Origin of the sequence: Flavobacterium branchiophilum NBRC 15030 = ATCC 35035, from assembly GCF_002217205.1 — a bacterium.
GTDB classification, from domain to species: Bacteria; Bacteroidota; Bacteroidia; order Flavobacteriales; family Flavobacteriaceae; genus Flavobacterium; species Flavobacterium branchiophilum.
On the sequence record NZ_MUGT01000035.1, the window covers coordinates 71204 to 91396 of the forward strand.

A 20193-nucleotide genomic window follows, 5' to 3' on the forward strand; every position below is an offset into this window, starting at 1 on the left:
GAAAAGAATAGATTACAAAAAATTACGATCCAATGGCCTGATATACAAATCCGATTTTTTCTAAAACCTTTTTGTCTAGCAAATTACGACCATCAAACACAAAAGCGGGTTTTTGCATATTATCATAAATTAGTTGCCAATCATAGTTTTTAAACTCTTCCCATTCTGTTAAAATTGCAATAGCGTGAGCATCTTTGCAGGCGTCATAAGGATTTTCAAATGCTTTTAATCGTTTTTGATTTTCTAACTCCGATCGACTTTCTAAATAATTTAAGTCAAATCTCATTTGTTTTTGAGAAACTTTTGGGTCAAAAACGGCAATATTGGCTTGCTCATAAATTAAATCATTGGCAACGTATATTGCAGCAGATTCGCGAGTGTCGTTGGTATCTTTTTTGAAAGCCCAACCTAAAAAGGCTATTTTTTTATCTGAAACTGTATTATATAAAGTTTTTACTATATTTTTCGCAAAACGTCTTTTTTGATGATCGTTCATTATAATGACTTGTTCCCAATAATCGGCAACTTCCTGAAGTCCAAACGATTTTGAAATATAAACCAAGTTTAAAATGTCTTTTTGAAAACAAGACCCTCCAAAACCAACAGACGATTTCAAAAATTTAGACCCAATGCGACTATCTGTTCCAATGGCTCTTGCTACTTCATTAACGTCTGCCCCTGTTTTTTCGCACAATTCAGAAAGTGCATTAATAGAGGAAACCCTTTGTGCTAAAAAAGCATTGGCAGTAAGTTTAGACAACTCTGAAGACCAAACATTTGTAGTAAGAATTCTATCTTGCGGCACCCAATGTGCATATACATCTACAAGCGCTTGAATGGCTTGTTGCCCTTCGGCGGTTGTATCGCCACCAATAAGTACTCTGTCTGGAGCCAACAAGTCTTCTACGGCAGTACCTTCGGCCAAAAATTCTGGATTAGATAATACTTGAAACTGAACGCCATTTCCGGTATTGTCTAATATACTTTTTAGTGCTTCGGCTGTACGAACGGGCAAGGTTGATTTTTCTACAATAATTTTATCATCTTTTGCAACACGTGCTATTTGTCTGGCACACAGTTCTATATATTTTAAATCGGCCGCCATACCTCTTCCGGTTCCGTATGTTTTTGTAGGAGTATTTACTGATATAAATATCAATTGGGCTTCATCAATAGCAGCATCTACAGCTGTTGAAAAAAACAAATTTCTACCTCGAGCTTCGCCAACAATATTGCTCAGTCCTGGTTCATAAATAGGTATATTCTCAATATTTGGATCATTCCAAGCGGCAATACGCTCTTCATTCAAATCTACTACTGTTACTTTTATATGTGGACATTTTTGTGCAATTACGGTCATCGTTGGGCCACCCACATATCCTGCTCCTATACAGCAAATATTTGTTATTTTCATTTTCAATTATTTTATTTGAGGCTTATTATTTATTTTTTTGAGAGTGCAAATTTACAAGTTTTTTTCAATTAAAAAAAACTATTAAATCCCACCCTTTTTATTTTTAAAAAACAAAAGAATCTTTTGAAAAATGGATTGATGAGCATTTTCATCGTCATGGTATCCGCTCGAATTACCATAGCCATAGCCATAATCAAAACCATAACCATAAGCATAACCATATTTGGCTTTGTTTTCAAAACCATTCAAAATGACACTCAAATTATTCAACTCTCCTCGTTGGTTCCTGTTGTTCAATACGGTTATCATGTCTTTTTTGGTATAATTTTGTCTTACATCATACAAAGCAGCATCACAAAATTGATCCAATTCTAAAGCATCTGTAACCAATCCTACGGGCGGAGTGTCCAATATAATATAGTCATATTGGGTTTTAAGCGATTGTATCAACTCTTTCATTGGATTGCCCAAAATCAATTCGGAAGGATTTGGAGGTATTGGGCCAGAGGTAATGATGTCCAAATAAGGGATGTGAGATTTTTGAACAATTTCATTAATGTTTTTTTGTCCAATCAAATAGTTTACAACACCAACTTTATTTTCGATTTCAAAATCTTCAAATATTTTTGGTTTTCGTAAATCCATTCCAATAATAATAGTCTTTTTTTCGCTTAATGCAAAAATAGTTGCAATATTCATAGAACAAAAAGTTTTTCCTTCGCCACCAATAGAGGATGTAATCATCAACACTTTTGCACCGTCATCATTTCCTTTTTTCTTATAAATAAATTGTAATGAAGACCTAATACTTCTAAAACCTTCTGCCAAAGCCGAACGTGGGCGTTCAAAAACAGCTAAATTAGAATTCATTTGTTTTTTGCCAATGACTCCAATTATTGGAATTTTGGTTAAGCGTTCAATATCTTCTACAGATTGGATTTTGTTATTTATAATATAGACAATCATCAAAATCAAAAACGGCAATAATATACCTAAAAAAATAGCTATTACATAGTTTACCTCTGTTTTTGGGCCTAATAATCCACCACCAATATCTTTTGCAGCATCAACAAATTTGATGTCGGACAAGTTGGCTGCTTTAACAATTTCGGCTTCGCTTTTTTTGGCCAAAAAAGTATTATAAATATTTTCATTTAAGGCAAATTTGCGCTTGATTTTGGCCAATCCTTGCTCCTGTAATGGGATTTCTTTTAATGAGGCCTCTGCTTCTTGAGCCTTTTTTTGAACTACTGCCAAGTCATAATTTAAAGTATTTTTATAAGAATTAATATTTTCCAACAATACTCCTTTTACAGATTCCATTTCATTTTCAAAATCCTTGTACAGCTTATCACTCTTTACAGTATATGCCATTTGCGAACGAGAAATAGACAAAGTAATCAGTTTTGATACATTTACTACAATATTGGGCTCGGCAATTCCTGCTACAGATGGGGCGGGAAGTCTTGAAAAATCATCATTGGTTCGCAAATAATTTTTAAGTGAATTGACATAAGCTACCTTTCTGGTAATTTCATCTTTTTCTATTTCAATTTTTTGTAATTTATCTGAAAATAACTTACCTCCGTCTTCAATTTCATAAATATTTTTACCATTTTGAAAGCCTTCTAACTCAGAATTGGTTTTCTTTAATTCTTTGTCTGTAGCAGCCAAAGTGCTGTCTATAAATCGAATTGTATTGGTAGCAAATTGATTTTTTCTATCCAACTCACTCTTTATCAACACATTAACAGTTACATTTAAATAATCTACGAGGCGGGCTTTGTTGGTTCCTTCCAAAGATAAATTCAAAATAGAGCCTGCTTTTTCGTCGTTGGACACTTTAATTTCTTGATAATGGGCTACTACTTGATCAAATCTATTAAATTTTACTATAAATTCCTGTCCAATGTCTTCTGCTTTAAAATGATCTTTCAATTGCAAATGCCAATTTAAATAAGGTAAATGAATCATTTCTCCGATTTTGAAAGTAGGTGTTTCCAATTTTGAGATACGTTGAACTTCAGAAATATTTTTATAATAATTAATTACATTTATGGTTTCTTCAGCCCCATCAATTTTTATAGAATAATGATTTTTATCAATAAATTTTATAATAATGTCTTGTTCTAATACCTGATTTTTGGTTCGGTCTATTGTTACATAAAAAGGCACTTCGCCATAAGCATCTCGTTTAAAATAATCTTCTTTTTTGATGTAATCAATAAAAAAATTCAATTTATCCACCACAATTTCGTTGTGCGTTCTGGATTTTAAAATGGTCATTATGGTTTTAATTTGATCAGAGCTTCCTCCCCAATTGAATACCAAGCTGGTGTTTGAATTGAAAAAAGGATTTGATTCTTCTTTTAGCGAAACAGTGGTGCCAATGCCATATATTTTTTGTTGTCTGATATTGACTTGATAGGCAATGATAAATGACAAAACCAAGCTCAGTAAGAACCATTGCCAATTGCTAATAATTTTTATCAAAAAACCTTTAAAATCGAAATTTGTCTGACTATCAGAATTAGTAAAATCTTTAATATCTAACATTTTTATTGAATTATTTTTTTAATAATAAATAAGTTGTTGTAGCTAAAGACAACAAGGTAATGATAGTACTTAATGATTCTATACCTGTTTTACCTGTTCCCCACGTTTTTTGTTTAAGTGGTTTTACGTAAATATAATCGTTGGGTTGCAAATTATATACGGGAGAGTTCATTGCATTTACGTCTGTCAAATCAATGGATTGCATGGTTGCCCCTTGTGGGTTTTGTCGGATAACTAGTACGTTTTTTCTGTCGCCAGTTACACTAATATCGCCTGCATTGGCTATGGCTTCCATGATATTGACTTTTTCCTGATAAAGGATTTTAGACCCCGTTGCTCCAACTTCGCCATTTATAGTATATCTAAATCCCGACAATTTTACGTTTACAAATAGGTTCGATTCTTTATTCAAATAGTCTTTCAACAATTTTTCTTCAATCAGTATTCGTATTTCGGATGTTGTCATTCCTATTACTTTAATTTCTCCCAAAATGGGCATTCTGATTGTACCCACATCCGACACGGTGTACCCATCATAATAAACCAATTGTTCTGATTTTACGATATTTTCCGCACTGGTTGCAGTAAAAAGTGCCGATAATTTGGGATCGACCGTTTTTATATTGATACTCAAAATATCATTGGCCTGAATGCGGTAAGGTTTGGAATTGACAGGAGCAACAATTGAACTGTTTTCTGTTGGGTTGTTGGGCTGCAAGTAGATGAGTTTTTTGGTAGAAACACACGAAAAAAGCAAAAAACTGATGCATAAGATGCAAAAATAAAGGATACGGTTCATAATAAAAGTGTTTTACATCGGCAAATATAGTGGTTTTGTCTTGAAAATAAAAATATACCTAGTTTTTTATCTACATTTTATACATTTTTCAATGCGTTTTCAAATGGTATTCTGTGCAAGATGCTTCTTCCTAACGTAACTTCGTCTGCAAACTCCAATTCGTCGCCAACGGCAATGCCTCTGGCTATTGTCGATAGCACAACTTGTTGGTTTTGAACTTGTTTGTATATATAAAAATTGGTGGTATCGCCTTCCATAGTAGCACTAAGAGCAAAAATAAGTTCCGAAACCAATCCTAACTTCACTTTTTCTATTAATGGTTTGATATTCAACTGATTAGGACCAATACCATCAATAGGCGAAATTTTGCCACCCAACACGTGATAAACCCCTTTAAATTGTCCTGTATTTTCAATTGCCATTACATCTCTTACATCTTCTACCACACAAATGAGTTTGGAATTTCGTTTGGGATTGGAACAAATTTCGCAAACATCTATATCGGAAATATTAAAGCAATGGCTACAAAGCTTGATGTCATGTCGCATTTTTAATAAAGCATCGCTTAGCAATTGGGTTTGCTCTTTGGGTTGTTTTAGTAAATGCAAAACCAATCTTAACGCCGAACGTTTGCCAATTCCAGGCAATTGAGACACCTCTGAAACTGCTTTTTCTAATAATTTTGATGAAAATTCCATTTCAAAAGAATTAATATTGATTTGTTGCCAACAATACCAAAGTACAAGCATTTTCTACTTTGATTTGATTTAATGTTAGCAATTGTTCAAATTCTGGATTTTCGGATCCTGGATTGAAAATCACTCTTTTGGGTTGGTTTTCAATAATATAATTATAATAATCTCTTTGTCGAGCAGGGTTCAGATACAAAGTTACGGTATGTACATTTGACAATGGAATCATTTTTGTACGGATAGCAATGCCAGAAACTTCAGCTTTATTTTGACCTAAAGCCAAAACACTATGCCCTTTTTCGACTAGTTTTTCGATGGCTTTGTAGGCATATCGGGCTGGATTTGATGATGCACCAAGTACTAATGTTTTTTTGTTTTTCATAATTATTGTCAAAAAATTGGATTTAAAAATACAAAGATACAACATTTTTATTGTGAAGCAAAACACAAAAAAAATCACCATCAGACATGCCAATAACTGATGGTGATTCCAATAATTAGAAGTTTTTTATTATTTTTTTGGCAAAAATATTTCGGCCATCATACATCGGGCACTTCCGCCGCCACAAGCTTCAATAGTATCGAGGCTCGAACTAAGTATTTCAGCATGTTTTTCTAATTGCATGATTTGATTTGGTGTCAAGCATTGATGGGCCGCAGCACTCATAACAAGGTATCTTTTATCATTTTTGCCTCTTACTTCGAGCATATTTCCAGCAAAATTATTTACTTGTTCTTCTGTTATCAAAATAATTTCTTTGTTGTCAGATTTTAAAGCATCCAACACCATTTTTCGTTCTTTTTTGTCGTCTATGGCATCGGCACATATTACGGCAAATGTTTCGCCTAAACACATCATGACATTGGTGTGGTAAATCAGTTTGCGTTGTCCGTTTACGGTTTGAAACGCTTCAAAAATGATGGGCGAAAATTCATAATCTTCACAAAATTCTATAAAAAGCTCTTCATCTGCTCGGGGCGACAACGCACAATAGGCCTTGCCATTGGCCCTGTCTAAAAGCAAACTGCCTGTTCCTTCCAAAAAAATTTGATCGTCTTCGGCAGCTGTATAATCCATATATTCAGACACTCCAAAACCTTTGGCTTCCAATATCTCAATGATGTCTTCACGACGTTCTAAACGTCTGTTTTCGGCAAACATGGGATACAAAACTACATCGCCATTTTCGTGAAATGAAACCCAATTATTAGGAAAAATACTATCGGGTGTATCTGGTTCTAAGGTGTCTGAAACTACAATTACCTCTACACCTACAGCTGTTAATTTGGCAACAAAATCATCAAACTCTTGTTGTGCCTTGGCATTTACGGTAGCTGGCAATAGCCCATCGATTACTTTTTGATAATAATTATTAACTGCCGTTTGTTCATTCATACGAAAAGCAACTGGCCTAATCATTAATATGGCATTAGTGGTTTGTTTCATTATTTTTTATATTTTTATTAAAATTATATTTATATTTTTATATGATTTATTTTTCAATATTTTTAATCATCAAAAACTAAAAATGCTACGCTTCTCTAATCAAAGGCAAGGTAGAACATCTTAAAAGGCCTTCTTGCTTGGCAATTTCAGCATAAGGAATTTCTTCTACTGTAAAACCCTGTTCTCTGAGCCAATTATTTAATCGAGTAAAGTTTTTTTCAGATACAACTACATTTGGAGCTATCGAAAAAACATTAGAATTCATGTGGTACATTTCGTCTCTTGTAATGTGAAATAAATTGTCTTTGCCAAATAAATCGACCAAAAACAAATAGTCTGCTTCTTCTCTGAAGCCTCTTTTGTAAATAATACCTTTATTTGTGCCTACAGGTTGAAAACAACAATCTAAATGAAGGGCATTATCTCGGGCTTCAATTTTAGATTTAACCAAATCGAAAGCCTTTACTTTTTTGTGAGGAAACAGTTCTGTTATGTACGCTACACCTTCAAGATTGGTACGTGCTGTAATATAATCCTTATAATCAGATCCTTTATAAGTGCCAATAAAAATATAATCATTCCAAGGCATGACATCGCCTCCTTCTATATGTACAGCCTCTGGTGGCCTTACAACTTGCGATGGATTGATTTGATCTATAATATATTGTATAGCCTCTAATTCTCTTTCTCTATCGGGTAAAATATTGGATTTTATAAAGGTATTTTCAATGACAAATCCTATATCTCTAGCAAAAATTTGATTGTAATTTTCTATTAAAGTAGGCCTAAAAACCTGAACACCATATTTTAAGAAAACAGCTTCAAAGGCATCCATCTCACGAATCATATCGGCCTCGAGAGGATAGGTTCCCGCTAAAATATGTTCCAACGATTTGGGGTCATAAGCCTCTTCGGCTGTTGGGGTTTTGCCATTGCTTTGAGCCGTGCCCAAAAGGACTGCTTTGAGTTTTGAAGTTTCGTTTTGTATATGTATTGGTAACATAAAAAGGGTTTTGACAGTTGGTGCAAATATAAAAAAACGAATTGATTTTTATTAATTAATTATTTTTTTAGATTAAAAATACGAATTTTAAAAAATTTATATCATTTGAAAGCAATTTATAAATACAAATGGTTTTACCTTTTTTGATTCGAAAGGTATTAAATAAATGTTAAAGAGTTGTGTATTGATAGTAATACTATTATATTTGCATCATAAACTTTTAAAAATCAAATGTATTAGCATTATTCTATTTAAAAATGTTAATCGCAATACAATATAGATACAATTTTATTTGAATAAAAAATAACGATTAAATTTCAATACAAGATGCAGCATTTATTATCCAGTTTGAAAATTACTATAAACGAAAAACTGTATGTTAAGGACCCCGAAACATCTGAATTGGGTCGTAATATATTGAAAAACAGTATAGAATTGATTCACGACATTGGTTTTGAATCCTTTACCTTTAAAAAATTAGGAGAGCGAATTCAATCTAACGAAAGTTCTATTTACCGCTATTTTGAAAACAAACACAAATTATTGATGTACTTGTCTTCATGGTATTGGTCTTGGATGGAATATCGAATGGTATTTGCAACAACCAACTTGTCAAATCCAATAGAAAAGTTAGAAAAAGCCATACAATTGGTAACGGAAAATGTTTTTGATGACGAAACAACGCCACACATCAATGAGCAGCTATTGAACCAAATTATTATTGAAGAATTTACTAAAACCATTAGAACAAAAAATATAGAAGACGAGAATAAGGCTGGCTTTTTTTTAGTTTACAAGCGGGTAATTAATCGATTGATAGCCATAATATCTGAAATTAATCCTGCTTATAAATATCCCAAAAGTTTGGCTTCGACGGTAGTTGAAAGTGCTTTGCACCAACAATTTTTGAAACAACATTTAAAAACCATAACAGACATTTCTGAACAAGATTGCCCATCATTATTTTTTATCGAATTAGTAAAAAAAACCTTATCATGACACCATTAAAACGTTTTAAGAACCTGGTTCTAATTGACAAACAAGATATTTATCAAATTTTTCTGTATTCCATAATTGCAGGGCTTATTAGTTTGTCTTTGCCATTGGGTATTCAATCTATTATCAATTTTATACAAGCGGGCAAAGTAAGCACTTCTTGGATTGTATTGGTTTTTATAGTTGTTTTGGGGGTTGCCTTTGTTGGGTTATTAAAAATCATGCAATTTAGAATTACAGAAAATTTACAACAAAAAATATTTGTTCGATCGTCGTTTGAATTTGCCTATCGTTTTCCAAAAATAAAATTTAGTCAAATCCACGATCAATTTCCGCCTGAATTAGCCAATAGATTTTTTGATACCCTAACAGTTCAAAAAGGAGTTTCAAAACTATTATTAGACAGTTCGGGGGCGGCATTACAAATAGTTTTTGGGATATTACTTTTATCATTTTATCATTCTTTTTTTATCTTTTTTGGCATCATTTTGTTGTTGCTTTTGTATTTAATTTTTAGAATGAATTTTAATTCTGGGCTGCAAACAAGCTTAAAAGAATCCAAATACAAATACAAAATAGCCCATTGGCTTCAGGAAATAGCCAGAAATCATTTGAGTTTTAAGAGTAATGCCGTTTTCAATTTTTCATTACAAAAAAATGATCTTCTAGTTACAGAATATTTAAAACAACGCGAGAATCATTTTAAAGTTTTATTAAAGCAATTCATACAACTAACAGGCTTTAAAGTGATGATAACTGCTGGTTTGTTGATTATTGGAGGTTTATTAGTCATCAATCAACAAATGAATATTGGTCAGTTTGTAGCAGCAGAAATTATTATTTTGAGCATTATTGCGGCAGTAGAAAAATTGTTTTCGGGTTTAGAATTGTTTTATGATGTATTAACTTCATTAGAAAAATTGGGCTCGGTAGTAGATTTGGAGATTGAAAATGATGTGTTTGATGCCAATTATAACATCAACAAAAAAATTACTACGATAGAAACACAAAATGTTTCATTTCACTACCCCGATGATGAGGAGTCTATTTTGAAATCGATAAACATAGCCATAGCTCACAAGCAACACACCTTGATAGAAGGCGAAAACGGATCGGGAAAAACAACCTTGATGCGATTATTGGCCAGATTAGTAGAGCCAACTTCGGGTCAAATATTTATAAATAATAATAATTATAAAAAATATACTGCAGACGACTATCGGTCTAATATTGGGTATGTAACGGCACAAGACATGCCATTTGAGGGTACTATTTTAGAAAACATTACTTGCAACAATACAGACATCAGCATAGAGTCGGTTTTTGAACTATTGGAGCACCTCAAATTAACAGAAACTATAAAAGCATTGCCAAAAGGTTTGGAAACTCACATTTCATCCGAAGGCAAACAAATTAGTTCATCGGCCATTCAAAAAATTGTTTTGGCACGAAGTATCATTCAAAAGCCAAGTATTTTGTTTTTAAAAAATCCATTAGACAAATCAGACGAGAAAAGTACTAAAAGTATTATCGATTTTTTAAGTTTAAAACACCACCCATGGACATTAGTTGTTGTAAGCAAAAACAACTATTGGAAACAAATTTGCAATCAAACTATTGTTTTAGAAAAAGGAGTTATTAAATAAATTCAAGCCATGTTAAACATATCAAATAATAGAATAGATCAATTTATAAAATTAGACCAATTCAAATCGACCGCTATTTTCAAACAACAAAAGCATTATCTAATGATCCGAAAAATCGTATGGGGTTTTGTGTTGGCCTTAATCGTATTGTTATTTTTGCCTTGGACACAAAATATTAGTGGCGCTGGCAATGTAACTACGTTGAAACCCAATCAACGCCCTCAAACAATCCACACCGCAATTGCAGGAAGGATAGAAAAATGGTATGTACAGGAAGGCGATTTTGTAAAAAAAGGCGATACGATATTATATATTTCAGAAATAAAAGAAGATTATTTGGACCCCAATTTGGTTCGTAATACTGGCCAACAAGTACAATCCAAAGAAAGTGCCGTAATTTCCTATTCAGATAAAGTGAAAGCCCTTGATAATCAAATAGATGCCATTGCAAATGAGCGGTTGCTTAAATACAAACAAGCCCAAAACAAACTCAAACAGGCATACTTGAAAGTGCAAAGTGATAGTATCGATTTTGAAGCAACAAAAACACAATTGAAAATTGCTAAAACACAATTCAATCGGTCGCAAAATTTGAATAAAGAAGGATTAAAACCCATGACCGATGTAGAAGAAAAAAGAATGAAATTGCAAGATGTTGAAGCCAAAATTATAACTCAGGAAAACAAATATATTGCCAGCAAAAATGACATATTGAATGCCAGCATGGAACTGAATCGAATTAGTGCAGAATATGCCGAAAAAAATGCTAAAGCCAGCAGCGACAAACAAAGTGCTTTGAGTGCCCAATTTGATACAGAAGCCCAAGTAAACAAACTCAAAAATCAATACAAGAATTATCAAATCAGAAATGGATTGTATTACATTACAGCACCACAAGACGGCTATATAAACAGAGCCTTACAATCAGGAATTGGCGAAACCTTAAAGGAAGGTAGCCCCATAGTAAGCATTATGCCTGCAACTTATGATATTGCAGTTGAAACTTTTATAGAACCTATGGATTTCCCATTAGTAAATAAAGGCGAAAAAGTAAGGGTGTGGTTTGACGGATGGCCAACAATTGTATTTAGCGGGTGGCCAGATGTATCCTATGGCACATTTGGCGGGATTATTGTAGCCAAAGAAAATTTTATTAGTGATAATGGCAAATACCGAGTGCTGATAGCTCCAGATCCTAGCGACAAAAAATGGCCAAACCAATTGAGTATTGGTGCTGGAACACAAAGTTTGGCTTTGCTTCAAAATGTTCCAATTTGGTACGAAATATGGAGAACATTAAATGGATTTCCTCCAAATTTTTATAAAAAAACCAAAACTGAAAAACCCAAAAAATAATGACTAAAAAATTTGTTTATACCGTGCTTTTGATTATCGTATTTTTTCAGGTACAAAGCCAAAATATCCAAACGACTTTTGGTTTTAATGAATTTTTAGGCTATGTAAAAAAATACCATCCACTTGTCAAACAAGCCGATTTGAAACTCAACGAGGCCCAAGCCAACCTTATGCTGGCAAGAGGTGCATTTGACCCAAAAATTGAAGTCGATTTCAATGATAAAATGTTTAAAGACAAAACATATTATAGTATTTTGAACAGCAGTTTTAAAATTCCCACTTGGTATGGAATAGAGTTAAAAGCTGGTTTTAACCAAGCGGAAGGCTTGTACCTTAACCCCGAAAACACAGCGCCAATTAGCGGATTAACTACTTTAGGTATTAGCATTCCTTTAGGACAAGGCTTATTGGTTAATCAGCGTATGACCGATATTCGAAAAGCTAAAATTGCCCAAAAATTGAATGTTGCCGAACGTAACTTGAAAGCCGTAGATGTTATTTATGAAGCAGCCGTAAGTTATGTTAATTGGAAAAAGTGTTTTGACGAAGTACAGCGTTATCAGAATTATTTGAATAATACTCAAATTAGATACAAAGGTGTTTTGCAATTGATAGAGCAGGGAGATAAACCCGCAATTGATAGTATTGAGGCTGGAATTGCAGTAAAAACAAGACAATTAAACATGGAAGAAGCCCAACTGAAATTGACAAAAGCCAAACTTGAGCTTTCTAATTATTTGTGGCTTGAAGGAAATATTCCATTGGAACTGAAAGACGAATTGCAGCCAGAATCGCAATTAAAAAATACGATCAAAACGACCCTTCAATTAAATGATCTTGGCGGATTTGATATGGATAATCATCCTAAAATCAAAGCGTTAGATGCAAAAATTGCAATGCTTATAGAAGACAAAAAACTAAAAGCCAATGCATTATTACCCAAGATCGATTTGCAATACAATTATCTTTCTGAACCAAAATATTGGGACAATTTTCGATTACATGATTATAAAATTGGAGTACAGTTTAGTATGCCAATATTTTTAAGAAAAGAAAGGGCCAGCCTAAAACTTGCTCAGTTAAAAATTCAGGATTCGGAATTAAGTTTGCAATTTGAAAGAAAAAACATCGATAATAAAATAAAATACCAACAACAAGAAATCCAATCGTTAGACAAACAATATGACTACATTACAAAACTTGCTCGTGATTATGCTACCTTATTAACAGCAGAAGATCGTTTATTTGCCATGGGCGAAAGTTCATTATTTATTATCAACTCGCGAGAAAATGCATTGGTAACGGCACAAATCAATGAAATATCTATAGAAAATAAATATTTGAATAGTGTAATCAGTTTGTATAAAACACTGGCAAATCCTGAATAATGTCAATCATAAAACCCATCAAATAATAAAGGATATTTTTTTGATGGGTTTTATTGCATTTCAACATGTTCAACTATATTTAAACCAAATGAAGCATTAGCGTTCTATTACAATCTAAAAATACTTCAAAATTAACACCAAATATATTTATAAAATAGACCAAAGATGCGGAGTTATTTTTTAGCGGAGTTCCGTGAAGTGCTTCGCAGTTGTGTGTTTAGATTTCATAACGAAGTCTCATGCGAAACTTGGGTTTAACCAAATAATTCTTTGACTTCGTCTATGTTAAACGATTTTTTTTCGTCGTCGATACTGATGATGCTGGAGGCTACAGCTTTTTTCTTAGTTTGCAAGCTTACTATTTTTTCTTCGATAGTATCTCTGCAAATCATGCGATAGGCCATAACTTGTTTGGTTTGTCCAATTCTATAACAACGGTCTATAGCTTGGTTTTCTAATGCAGGATTCCACCATGGATCGATGATAAAAACATAATCCGCTTCGGTCAAATTAAGTCCTGTGCCGCCAGCTTTCAAGCTAATCAAAAACACCCTAACGGAGGAGTTGGTTTGAAAATTATTTACATTTTGTTGTCGGTTTTGGGTCTGACCATCCAAATATTCGTATGTAATTTGCTCGTCGTCTAACCTTTTACGAACTATTTGAAGCATTTTTACAAATTGCGAAAAAACCAATATTTTATGATTTCCTGTTTTCTCTTTAATAGTTTCTATTAATATTTCGAGTTTTGCAGAATAGTTTCCATAATCAACATCGTCGTTGATGAGTTCGGTCGAATTGCATATTTGACGTAACTTTGTTAAACCTTCTAGGATGTACATTTGCGATTTGGCTACACCGTTTTCGTCTATTTTATTTAACAAATAATCTTTGTATTTATCCTTAAATGCCTCATATACTTTGCGTTGCTCTTTGCTCATATCACAGTAAATAACGCTTTCTGTTTTGTCTGGCAGTTCTTTGGCCACTTGTTCTTTGGTCCTTCTCAATACAAAAGGTGCAATAATTTTGCTCAACAATACAGAGCTTTCAACGTCCTTTTCTTTGTCGATAGTGTCTGAAAATTGACTCTTAAAATGGCTCATGCTTCCCAATAATCCTGGATTTAAAAAATTCAATTGGGCATACAAATCAAATGTATTGTTTTCTATTGGTGTACCCGTTAGGGTAAGTTTGTTAAACGATTGTAGCAATCGAACGGCTTTATATCTTTTGGAATTAGGGTTTTTAATGGCCTGACTTTCATCTAAAATAATATAATTAAACACATAATCTTTCAGAAATTCTATATCATTAAGCAAAGAACCATAAGTAGATATAACAATGTTATACTTTTTAAATTCTGCTGTAGATGTAGCCCTACCCGACCCTACAAACGGCAAAACTTTGAGTGTTGGGCAAAATTTTTCTATTTCATTAATCCAATTAAAAATCAACGAAGTGGGAGCAATTATCAACGAGGGAGTTTTGGCTTTTTGAGTAGTTTTGAGGTATTGCAAAAAAGCAATAGTTTGCAATGTTTTGCCAAGCCCCATATCGTCTGCCAAACAACCACCCAACTGGTTTTGATGTAAAAAAACGAGCCAATTGAGTCCATGTTGCTGATAATCACGAAGTTTTACTTGCAATCCTTTTGGCGAGGCCACATTGGCAATTTCTGAAAGGTGTTGCAAACGCTGCTTCTTTTCATACAATTCTTTTAAAAACGAGGGTTTACTTTCCACTTCATGATACAATTCGTCGATAATGCCAAATTGATAATTGGATATTTGAATACTATTTTTTTTGATTTCGCCCGCTTTGAAATAATTTCCAAATTTTTGAAGCCAATCTTCGGGCAATATTCCAACAGTGCCATCGCTCAAGGCAACAAAATTAGACTTTTTGATATACGATTTTTGCAATTCTTTCAAATCTACTTTTTGGTTTCCAAAACTAATTTGCAATTCCAAATCAAACCAATCAATATCCGATTTTAATCCAATACAGATGACAGGTTTGTTCATATTATATTTGAAAGATTTCAAATCGTTGGCTCCAAAAACTTTAAATCCCATCAATTTCATTTTTTCAGTAGCTTGAAGCATCCAATAATTGTCAAACAATTGTTCGGGTGTCAAATAAAACAGCTGATTTTGATTTTCAAAATCGGGATGAAGACTTTTAATTTCCTCCAAAAATTGGTCTTCAAAAGACTCATCACGTTCCAAATAGGTGATGTTTTCTTGATTCTTGTGCAACAACATTTCGTTTGAAAACAAAGGAACCAATTGCTTATCGTACTGAACAAATGCATCAAAAAGAATATACGCACCGTCTAAATCCTTGATATAAACATGTTTTTCGAGTGGATTGTTGGGTTTAATCTGTTTGTTTTTTTTGAAAATTTTTTGTTGTATTTCAAACTTTTTAGACAATGGAATCAAAATATTCTCATTAAAACGTTCAAAATCTCTTTTGAAATAATTCGTTTCGGGTGTGTCTGCATAAGTCAAAATATGATATGACAAATCAGCATTAGTTATAGGATAAATATTTTGGCCTTCAAAAATAAAAAGGGGCGAAAGCACCAATTTCTGAGCATTTATATTAAAATTATTGTCATCAATCCGAATTTTGGCTTTTAAATTATAAAACATGTCTGTTTCTGTAAGTACAAAAAAGAGTTTGATTTCAGGTTGTTTAAACACCAATGGGGATAAATTTTTTCGAGCATACGAATCATTTGGTCTGTTGCTATACAAAAACCGTTGGGGCAATTCTGGTATAATTTTTGTAAATACTGTCATCAATTTAACGATAAATTCAAAAGTAATCTCTTTGTTTTTTTGAATTAAATTTGATAATTTAAGCACGTTCAATACAAAAAATTGGTCTTCAGTAGTTATTAAATCGTCAATATTATATTCTAAATTAAAATATTGTAATTCTTCAATGCCTGATGAAAAATCGGTTTTAGCTTTGTTGTATTTGCCCAAAACAGGAAATAAACTAAAAAAATTTGAATTGTTTTTTTCAAAACACAAACCAATACCTTTTTGCAACGAAGCGGCGGCTGTATTGGTAGGCAGTTGAGCTAAAATTGCCTGTTCGGGTTTTGTAATGCTAACTACTTGTTCGCTTGGCAAAACATTTTGGAATTTAGATACCACTCGAAGTCCTTTTGGTGTAAAAACCACATCAAAAAATTCTTCATACGGCTCGTGAATCGAAAATCCAAATACTTTCAAATGTTCCTCAATGCTATTGTTGATATATTCAGCACTAAAAAAAGCCACATCATACACAGACACAAATTTTTCTAAAGCATATAAGCGGTGTTCACACCATTTTTGGGCAGATGTGCAGCTACAAGAAGAGCTTAATATTTGATTTTCAGGATTAAAAGTAAATGTTTGACCAATGCTGTTCCAATTATTCGATCGGGTTTTTATGGATGTTCTAGTAACTTGCTCTATCAGATACTCTTTGTTGGCATAATAACTTTTACTAATTCTTCTATCCAATTCTATTATTGGTATCAAGTCGTTGATCAATAAAATTTCATGACCCTTCAACTTGGGTTTGCTCATACTGTCGGTATTTTCATACTCCATGTCTGGTTGATAAAAAGTTACTACGCCACTAATTAACATTTTTTTCAACGACATCAATGATGCTACAATGTGCTTACAAATTCCGTCATAATCATACGGACAATTGCAAGTAGTATCACTAACCAATTGTGGGGTTATGTCAATATGAATTTCATATAAATTATCCGCACTTCCTTTACATTTAAAAACAAATCCATGCTTAGATTGTTCAATCAAAAAAGTATTGATTTTTTTGGCTCGATTTTCGATGGTAAACTCACAATTTTCATCAATGTAATCGTCAATGTAATTAAAATCCATAGTCAGTTTTATAAAAATAGGCTACAAATTTAATGTTTATTTATCGTTTAAAAAAAACTTGAGACTACAAGTTTAAAAAATATGGATGCTATTAAAAATAGTCAGTAAAAAAACATGAAATAGTAAAAATAATAATTATATTTGTATCTAAATTTATATCCTTATAATTAAGCAATATATTTTTTTCTTTAATTTATAATTTTTTGTAATCAATAATGAGGAAGTCGAAAACCAAATAGAATAGTCAAAAAACTAATTTTTATTAAATATGAGAATTTTTAATTATTTTGTTAAAAAATTATTACTATTCTGTTTTGGAATAATAATTTTGACTTCATGTGAAAAGAATGAGATTATCACAAATTCGAGTGATGAAAAAAAATTAAATTTTATTAGTAAAACCGATGCTGTAAAATTTGCAAACAACCTTCTATATAACGATTTACAAGGAAATAACATTAAAAAAGAAGTGGTATTACTTGGCCATGGAACTATTATACAGATGGTCATGCGTGGGTATGCGACGGATATGTTCATTGGAGTGATTGCTCAGTTTCAATGCTAGCATTATATATGAATTGGGGATGGAGCGGTAATTATAATGGTTTATATGCTTTCAATAATTTCAACCCAAGTACTTATACTTTTAATTATAAATCAGGAGCAGTAGTAGGAATAAGAAAACCTTAAAATTATAAATTATGAAAACATTATTTTTTTTAGTAATAACGTTGTGTTTGTTGTCTTGTAATCCAAATGACCAACCTACGAATGAAGCAATGAGTATAAGTTCAAACATTGATTTAATTATCAAAAATAATTTAGGTCAGGACTTATTATCTACCTTAACACCAAACACTTTAAATTCCAACGACATCAAATTGTATTATTTGATTAATGGACAAGTACAAGAAGTATATAACGCAAACTTAAACAACCCAAGAAATTATTTAATTTATGATTATATTAACACAAAAGCAATTAGTGTTTTCCTAAACGACCAAAGTACTGAGGAGTATCCAATAGCATATTTGAAATGGAACAATACAGACACCGATACTATAAAATGTCATTTTAATAGAGGAGTTGGCAATGATGGTGCTATTATTTTTTGCGATAAAGTTTGGTACAATAATAAATTGGTATATCCCACAGCAGAAAATCGAAATACAGGCAGGTTTATTTCATTAATAAAATAAGATTTTATAAAACTTTATTTAATTTAAAAATACTATTAAAGTAGCCGTAATGCTATTAAAAATAATTTAAACTGTCCGTAACTCATAACAAACAGTCAAAGTATTTCAATTACTTTGCGTTTCAGGAGTTTTGCGTAAAATGGATATTGCAAAAATGCAGTCGCAAAGAAAAGAATCAAGTTTTATAAAAATAGTTGATAATTAACTTATCATTTATGAAATAATACGAGTTGCGGATGGTTTTATAAAATACTGGATCAAAATAACACAACATTTTTTTTAAGGAACAACTTGGTTTTTAGATATTTCGGACTACATTTGTATCCTCAAAAGCCATTTTATATGGATTATCTAAATTAAATCAAATGAAACAAACTTTAATAGCACCTTCGGTTTTGGCGGCCGATTTTGCAAACTTGCAACGAGACATTGAAATGATCAATCAGAGTGAAGCCGATTGGTTTCATATTGATATTATGGACGGCGTTTTTGTACCCAACATTTCATTTGGCATGCCTGTTTTGGAAGCCATCGTTTGCCATGCCAAAAAAACAATCGATGTCCATTTGATGATTATCGATCCTGACCGATACATTAAGACTTTTGCTGGTTTGGGAGCAAACATTTTGACGGTTCATTATGAAGCTTGCCCCCATTTGCACCGCACCTTGCAAGCCATCAAGCAAGAGGGCATGAAGGCAGGAGTGGCTCTAAACCCACACACCAACACCGATTTGTTAGAAGATGTTATTGCTGACATAGATATGGTGTGTATAATGAGTGTCAATCCAGGTTTTGGAGGACAAAGTTTTATAGAAAACACTTACGAAAAAGTATCCAAACTCAAAGCGCTAATTGAAAGAAAAAACGCTAAAACCATCATCGAAATCGACGGAGGAGTAACGAGTTCAAACGCTCATTTGCTTGTTGCCGCAGGTGCAGATGTATTGGTTGCTGGCAGTTTTGTGTTTAAATCCCATGATCCATCAACTACTATTGCCGATTTGAAAAAACAGACCCAATTGTAATCTGTTATTTACCGTAATTGCGTTATATTATATTTCTTTTGGAGTTCAATGTACGTTGTTTGATACGAATAGCCCAACCCTTGAGGAACGTCCAAAAAATATTAATTATTGGTTGTATTGTTTAGAAATTAGCATCCAAAAAATAAAAAAACTGCATTATCTTTTTGATAATGCAGTTTTTTTGTGACCACGAAGGGATTCGAACCCCCAACCCTCAGAGCCGAAATCTGATATTCTATCCAGTTGAACTACGTAGCCATTTGATTTGAATAAAAATTCAAATTATTTGTTTATGCCAACAATTGTTTTACAATGGTTGAAATTGTTTTGCCATCTGCCTGTCCAGCAAGTGCTTTTGATGCTAAACCCATCAACTGCCCCATGGCTGGCATTCCAGACAAATTGTTTGCTGTCATTAATTGTTTTACCACTGCTTCTATTTCAGTTTCAGAAAGCTGTGCTGGTAAGAATTTTTCAATAACTACTGCTTGAGCCAACTCTGGATCTGCCAAATCAGCTCTTCCTTGTTGGGTATAAATAGCGGCACTGTCTTTGCGTTGTTTGACTAATCGTTGTAATAATTTAATTTCTTCTTCTTCTGTAATTTCTTGTTTGGCTCCACTTTCGGTTTGAGCTAATAAAAGTGCCGATTTTACAGCTCTCAAAGCTTCAAGCGAAACGGTATCTTTGGCTCTCATGGCGGTTTTTATTTCGTCCATGATTAAATTTGATAAACTCATTATTGTATTTTT

Annotated in this window: 17 protein-coding genes and 1 tRNA gene; 8 read left to right on the forward strand and 10 right to left on the reverse strand. The window is 32.7% G+C overall.

Going from position 1 to position 20193, the window contains the following annotated elements; genetic code table 11:
* Positions 1-22: 22 nt before the first annotated feature.
* From B0A58_RS04910 to B0A58_RS04940, 7 genes are all read right to left on the reverse strand, one after another.
* A complete protein-coding gene (locus B0A58_RS04910) occupies positions 23-1414 on the reverse strand; it encodes a UDP-glucose 6-dehydrogenase (protein WP_089080103.1) in 1392 nt (463 codons plus the stop codon).
* A gap of 81 nt (positions 1415-1495) precedes the next feature.
* Positions 1496-3970 carry an exopolysaccharide transport family protein gene (locus tag B0A58_RS04915; RefSeq protein ID WP_089080104.1) on the reverse strand — a complete coding sequence of 825 codons (2475 nt, stop codon included), beginning with the start codon at positions 3968-3970 and terminating at the stop codon, positions 1496-1498.
* 10 nt (positions 3971-3980) lie between these two features.
* Entirely contained in the window at positions 3981-4769 is a 789-nt protein-coding gene (locus B0A58_RS04920; protein ID WP_089080105.1) for a polysaccharide biosynthesis/export family protein, read from the reverse strand.
* 77 nt (positions 4770-4846) lie between these two features.
* Positions 4847-5467, reverse strand: coding sequence for a recombination mediator RecR (gene recR / locus B0A58_RS04925; RefSeq protein ID WP_089080134.1), 621 nt, complete (start codon positions 5465-5467; stop codon positions 4847-4849).
* Positions 5468-5477: 10 nt separating this feature from the next.
* Positions 5478-5843 (reverse strand): CoA-binding protein, encoded by a 366-nt coding sequence (locus B0A58_RS04930; RefSeq protein WP_089080106.1) that lies wholly within the window; start codon positions 5841-5843, stop codon positions 5478-5480.
* 129 nt (positions 5844-5972) lie between these two features.
* Positions 5973-6908, reverse strand: coding sequence for a citrulline utilization hydrolase CtlX (ctlX, locus tag B0A58_RS04935; RefSeq protein WP_089080107.1), 936 nt, complete (start codon positions 6906-6908; stop codon positions 5973-5975).
* 85 nt (positions 6909-6993) lie between these two features.
* Entirely contained in the window at positions 6994-7911 is a 918-nt protein-coding gene (locus tag B0A58_RS04940) for a dimethylarginine dimethylaminohydrolase family protein (RefSeq protein ID WP_089080108.1), read from the reverse strand.
* Between the two features lie 327 nt (positions 7912-8238).
* Between B0A58_RS04940 and B0A58_RS04945 the strand changes: the two genes are divergently transcribed.
* The 4 genes from B0A58_RS04945 to B0A58_RS04960 are packed head-to-tail and all read left to right on the forward strand — an operon-like array spanning position 8239 to position 13297.
* Positions 8239-8910: a TetR/AcrR family transcriptional regulator gene (locus B0A58_RS04945; RefSeq protein WP_089080109.1), complete on the forward strand. Its 672-nt coding sequence runs from the start codon at positions 8239-8241 to the stop codon at positions 8908-8910.
* On the forward strand, positions 8907-10553 hold the full coding sequence (locus B0A58_RS04950; protein ID WP_089080110.1) for a peptidase domain-containing ABC transporter: 1647 nt from the start codon (positions 8907-8909) through the stop codon (positions 10551-10553). The genes B0A58_RS04945 and B0A58_RS04950 overlap by 4 nt, the downstream gene beginning before the upstream one ends.
* A gap of 9 nt (positions 10554-10562) precedes the next feature.
* On the forward strand, positions 10563-11909 hold the full coding sequence (locus B0A58_RS04955) for an HlyD family secretion protein (protein WP_089080111.1): 1347 nt from the start codon (positions 10563-10565) through the stop codon (positions 11907-11909).
* Positions 11909-13297 carry a TolC family protein gene (locus tag B0A58_RS04960; RefSeq protein WP_089080112.1) on the forward strand — a complete coding sequence of 463 codons (1389 nt, stop codon included), beginning with the start codon at positions 11909-11911 and terminating at the stop codon, positions 13295-13297. Before B0A58_RS04955 ends, B0A58_RS04960 begins: the two co-directional genes overlap by 1 nt.
* A 254-nt stretch (positions 13298-13551) precedes the next feature.
* On the opposite strand, the gene B0A58_RS04965 is transcribed toward B0A58_RS04960, so the two are convergent.
* Positions 13552-17214 carry a DEAD/DEAH box helicase gene (locus tag B0A58_RS04965; protein ID WP_089080113.1) on the reverse strand — a complete coding sequence of 1221 codons (3663 nt, stop codon included), beginning with the start codon at positions 17212-17214 and terminating at the stop codon, positions 13552-13554.
* Positions 17215-17482: 268 nt separating this feature from the next.
* On the opposite strand from B0A58_RS04965, the gene B0A58_RS04970 reads away from it, so the two are divergent.
* The 4 genes from B0A58_RS04970 (at position 17483) to rpe (ending at position 19441) form a co-directional block, all read left to right on the forward strand.
* Entirely contained in the window at positions 17483-17779 is a 297-nt protein-coding gene (locus tag B0A58_RS04970) for a hypothetical protein (protein WP_089080114.1), read from the forward strand.
* Positions 17689-17904: a C10 family peptidase gene (locus B0A58_RS04975; protein ID WP_089080115.1), complete on the forward strand. Its 216-nt coding sequence runs from the start codon at positions 17689-17691 to the stop codon at positions 17902-17904. Before B0A58_RS04970 ends, B0A58_RS04975 begins: the two co-directional genes overlap by 91 nt.
* A gap of 11 nt (positions 17905-17915) precedes the next feature.
* Positions 17916-18413, forward strand: coding sequence for a hypothetical protein (locus B0A58_RS04980; RefSeq protein ID WP_089080116.1), 498 nt, complete (start codon positions 17916-17918; stop codon positions 18411-18413).
* A gap of 365 nt (positions 18414-18778) precedes the next feature.
* Positions 18779-19441, forward strand: a complete 663-nt coding sequence (rpe, locus tag B0A58_RS04985; protein ID WP_014083306.1) for a ribulose-phosphate 3-epimerase — start codon at positions 18779-18781, stop codon at positions 19439-19441.
* Between the two features lie 184 nt (positions 19442-19625).
* On the opposite strand, the gene B0A58_RS04990 is transcribed toward rpe, so the two are convergent.
* Positions 19626-19699 (reverse strand) — tRNA-Arg (locus B0A58_RS04990).
* A gap of 32 nt (positions 19700-19731) precedes the next feature.
* Positions 19732-20181, reverse strand: a complete 450-nt coding sequence (locus tag B0A58_RS04995) for a GatB/YqeY domain-containing protein (RefSeq protein WP_089080117.1) — start codon at positions 20179-20181, stop codon at positions 19732-19734.
* Positions 20182-20193 lie beyond the last annotated feature (12 nt).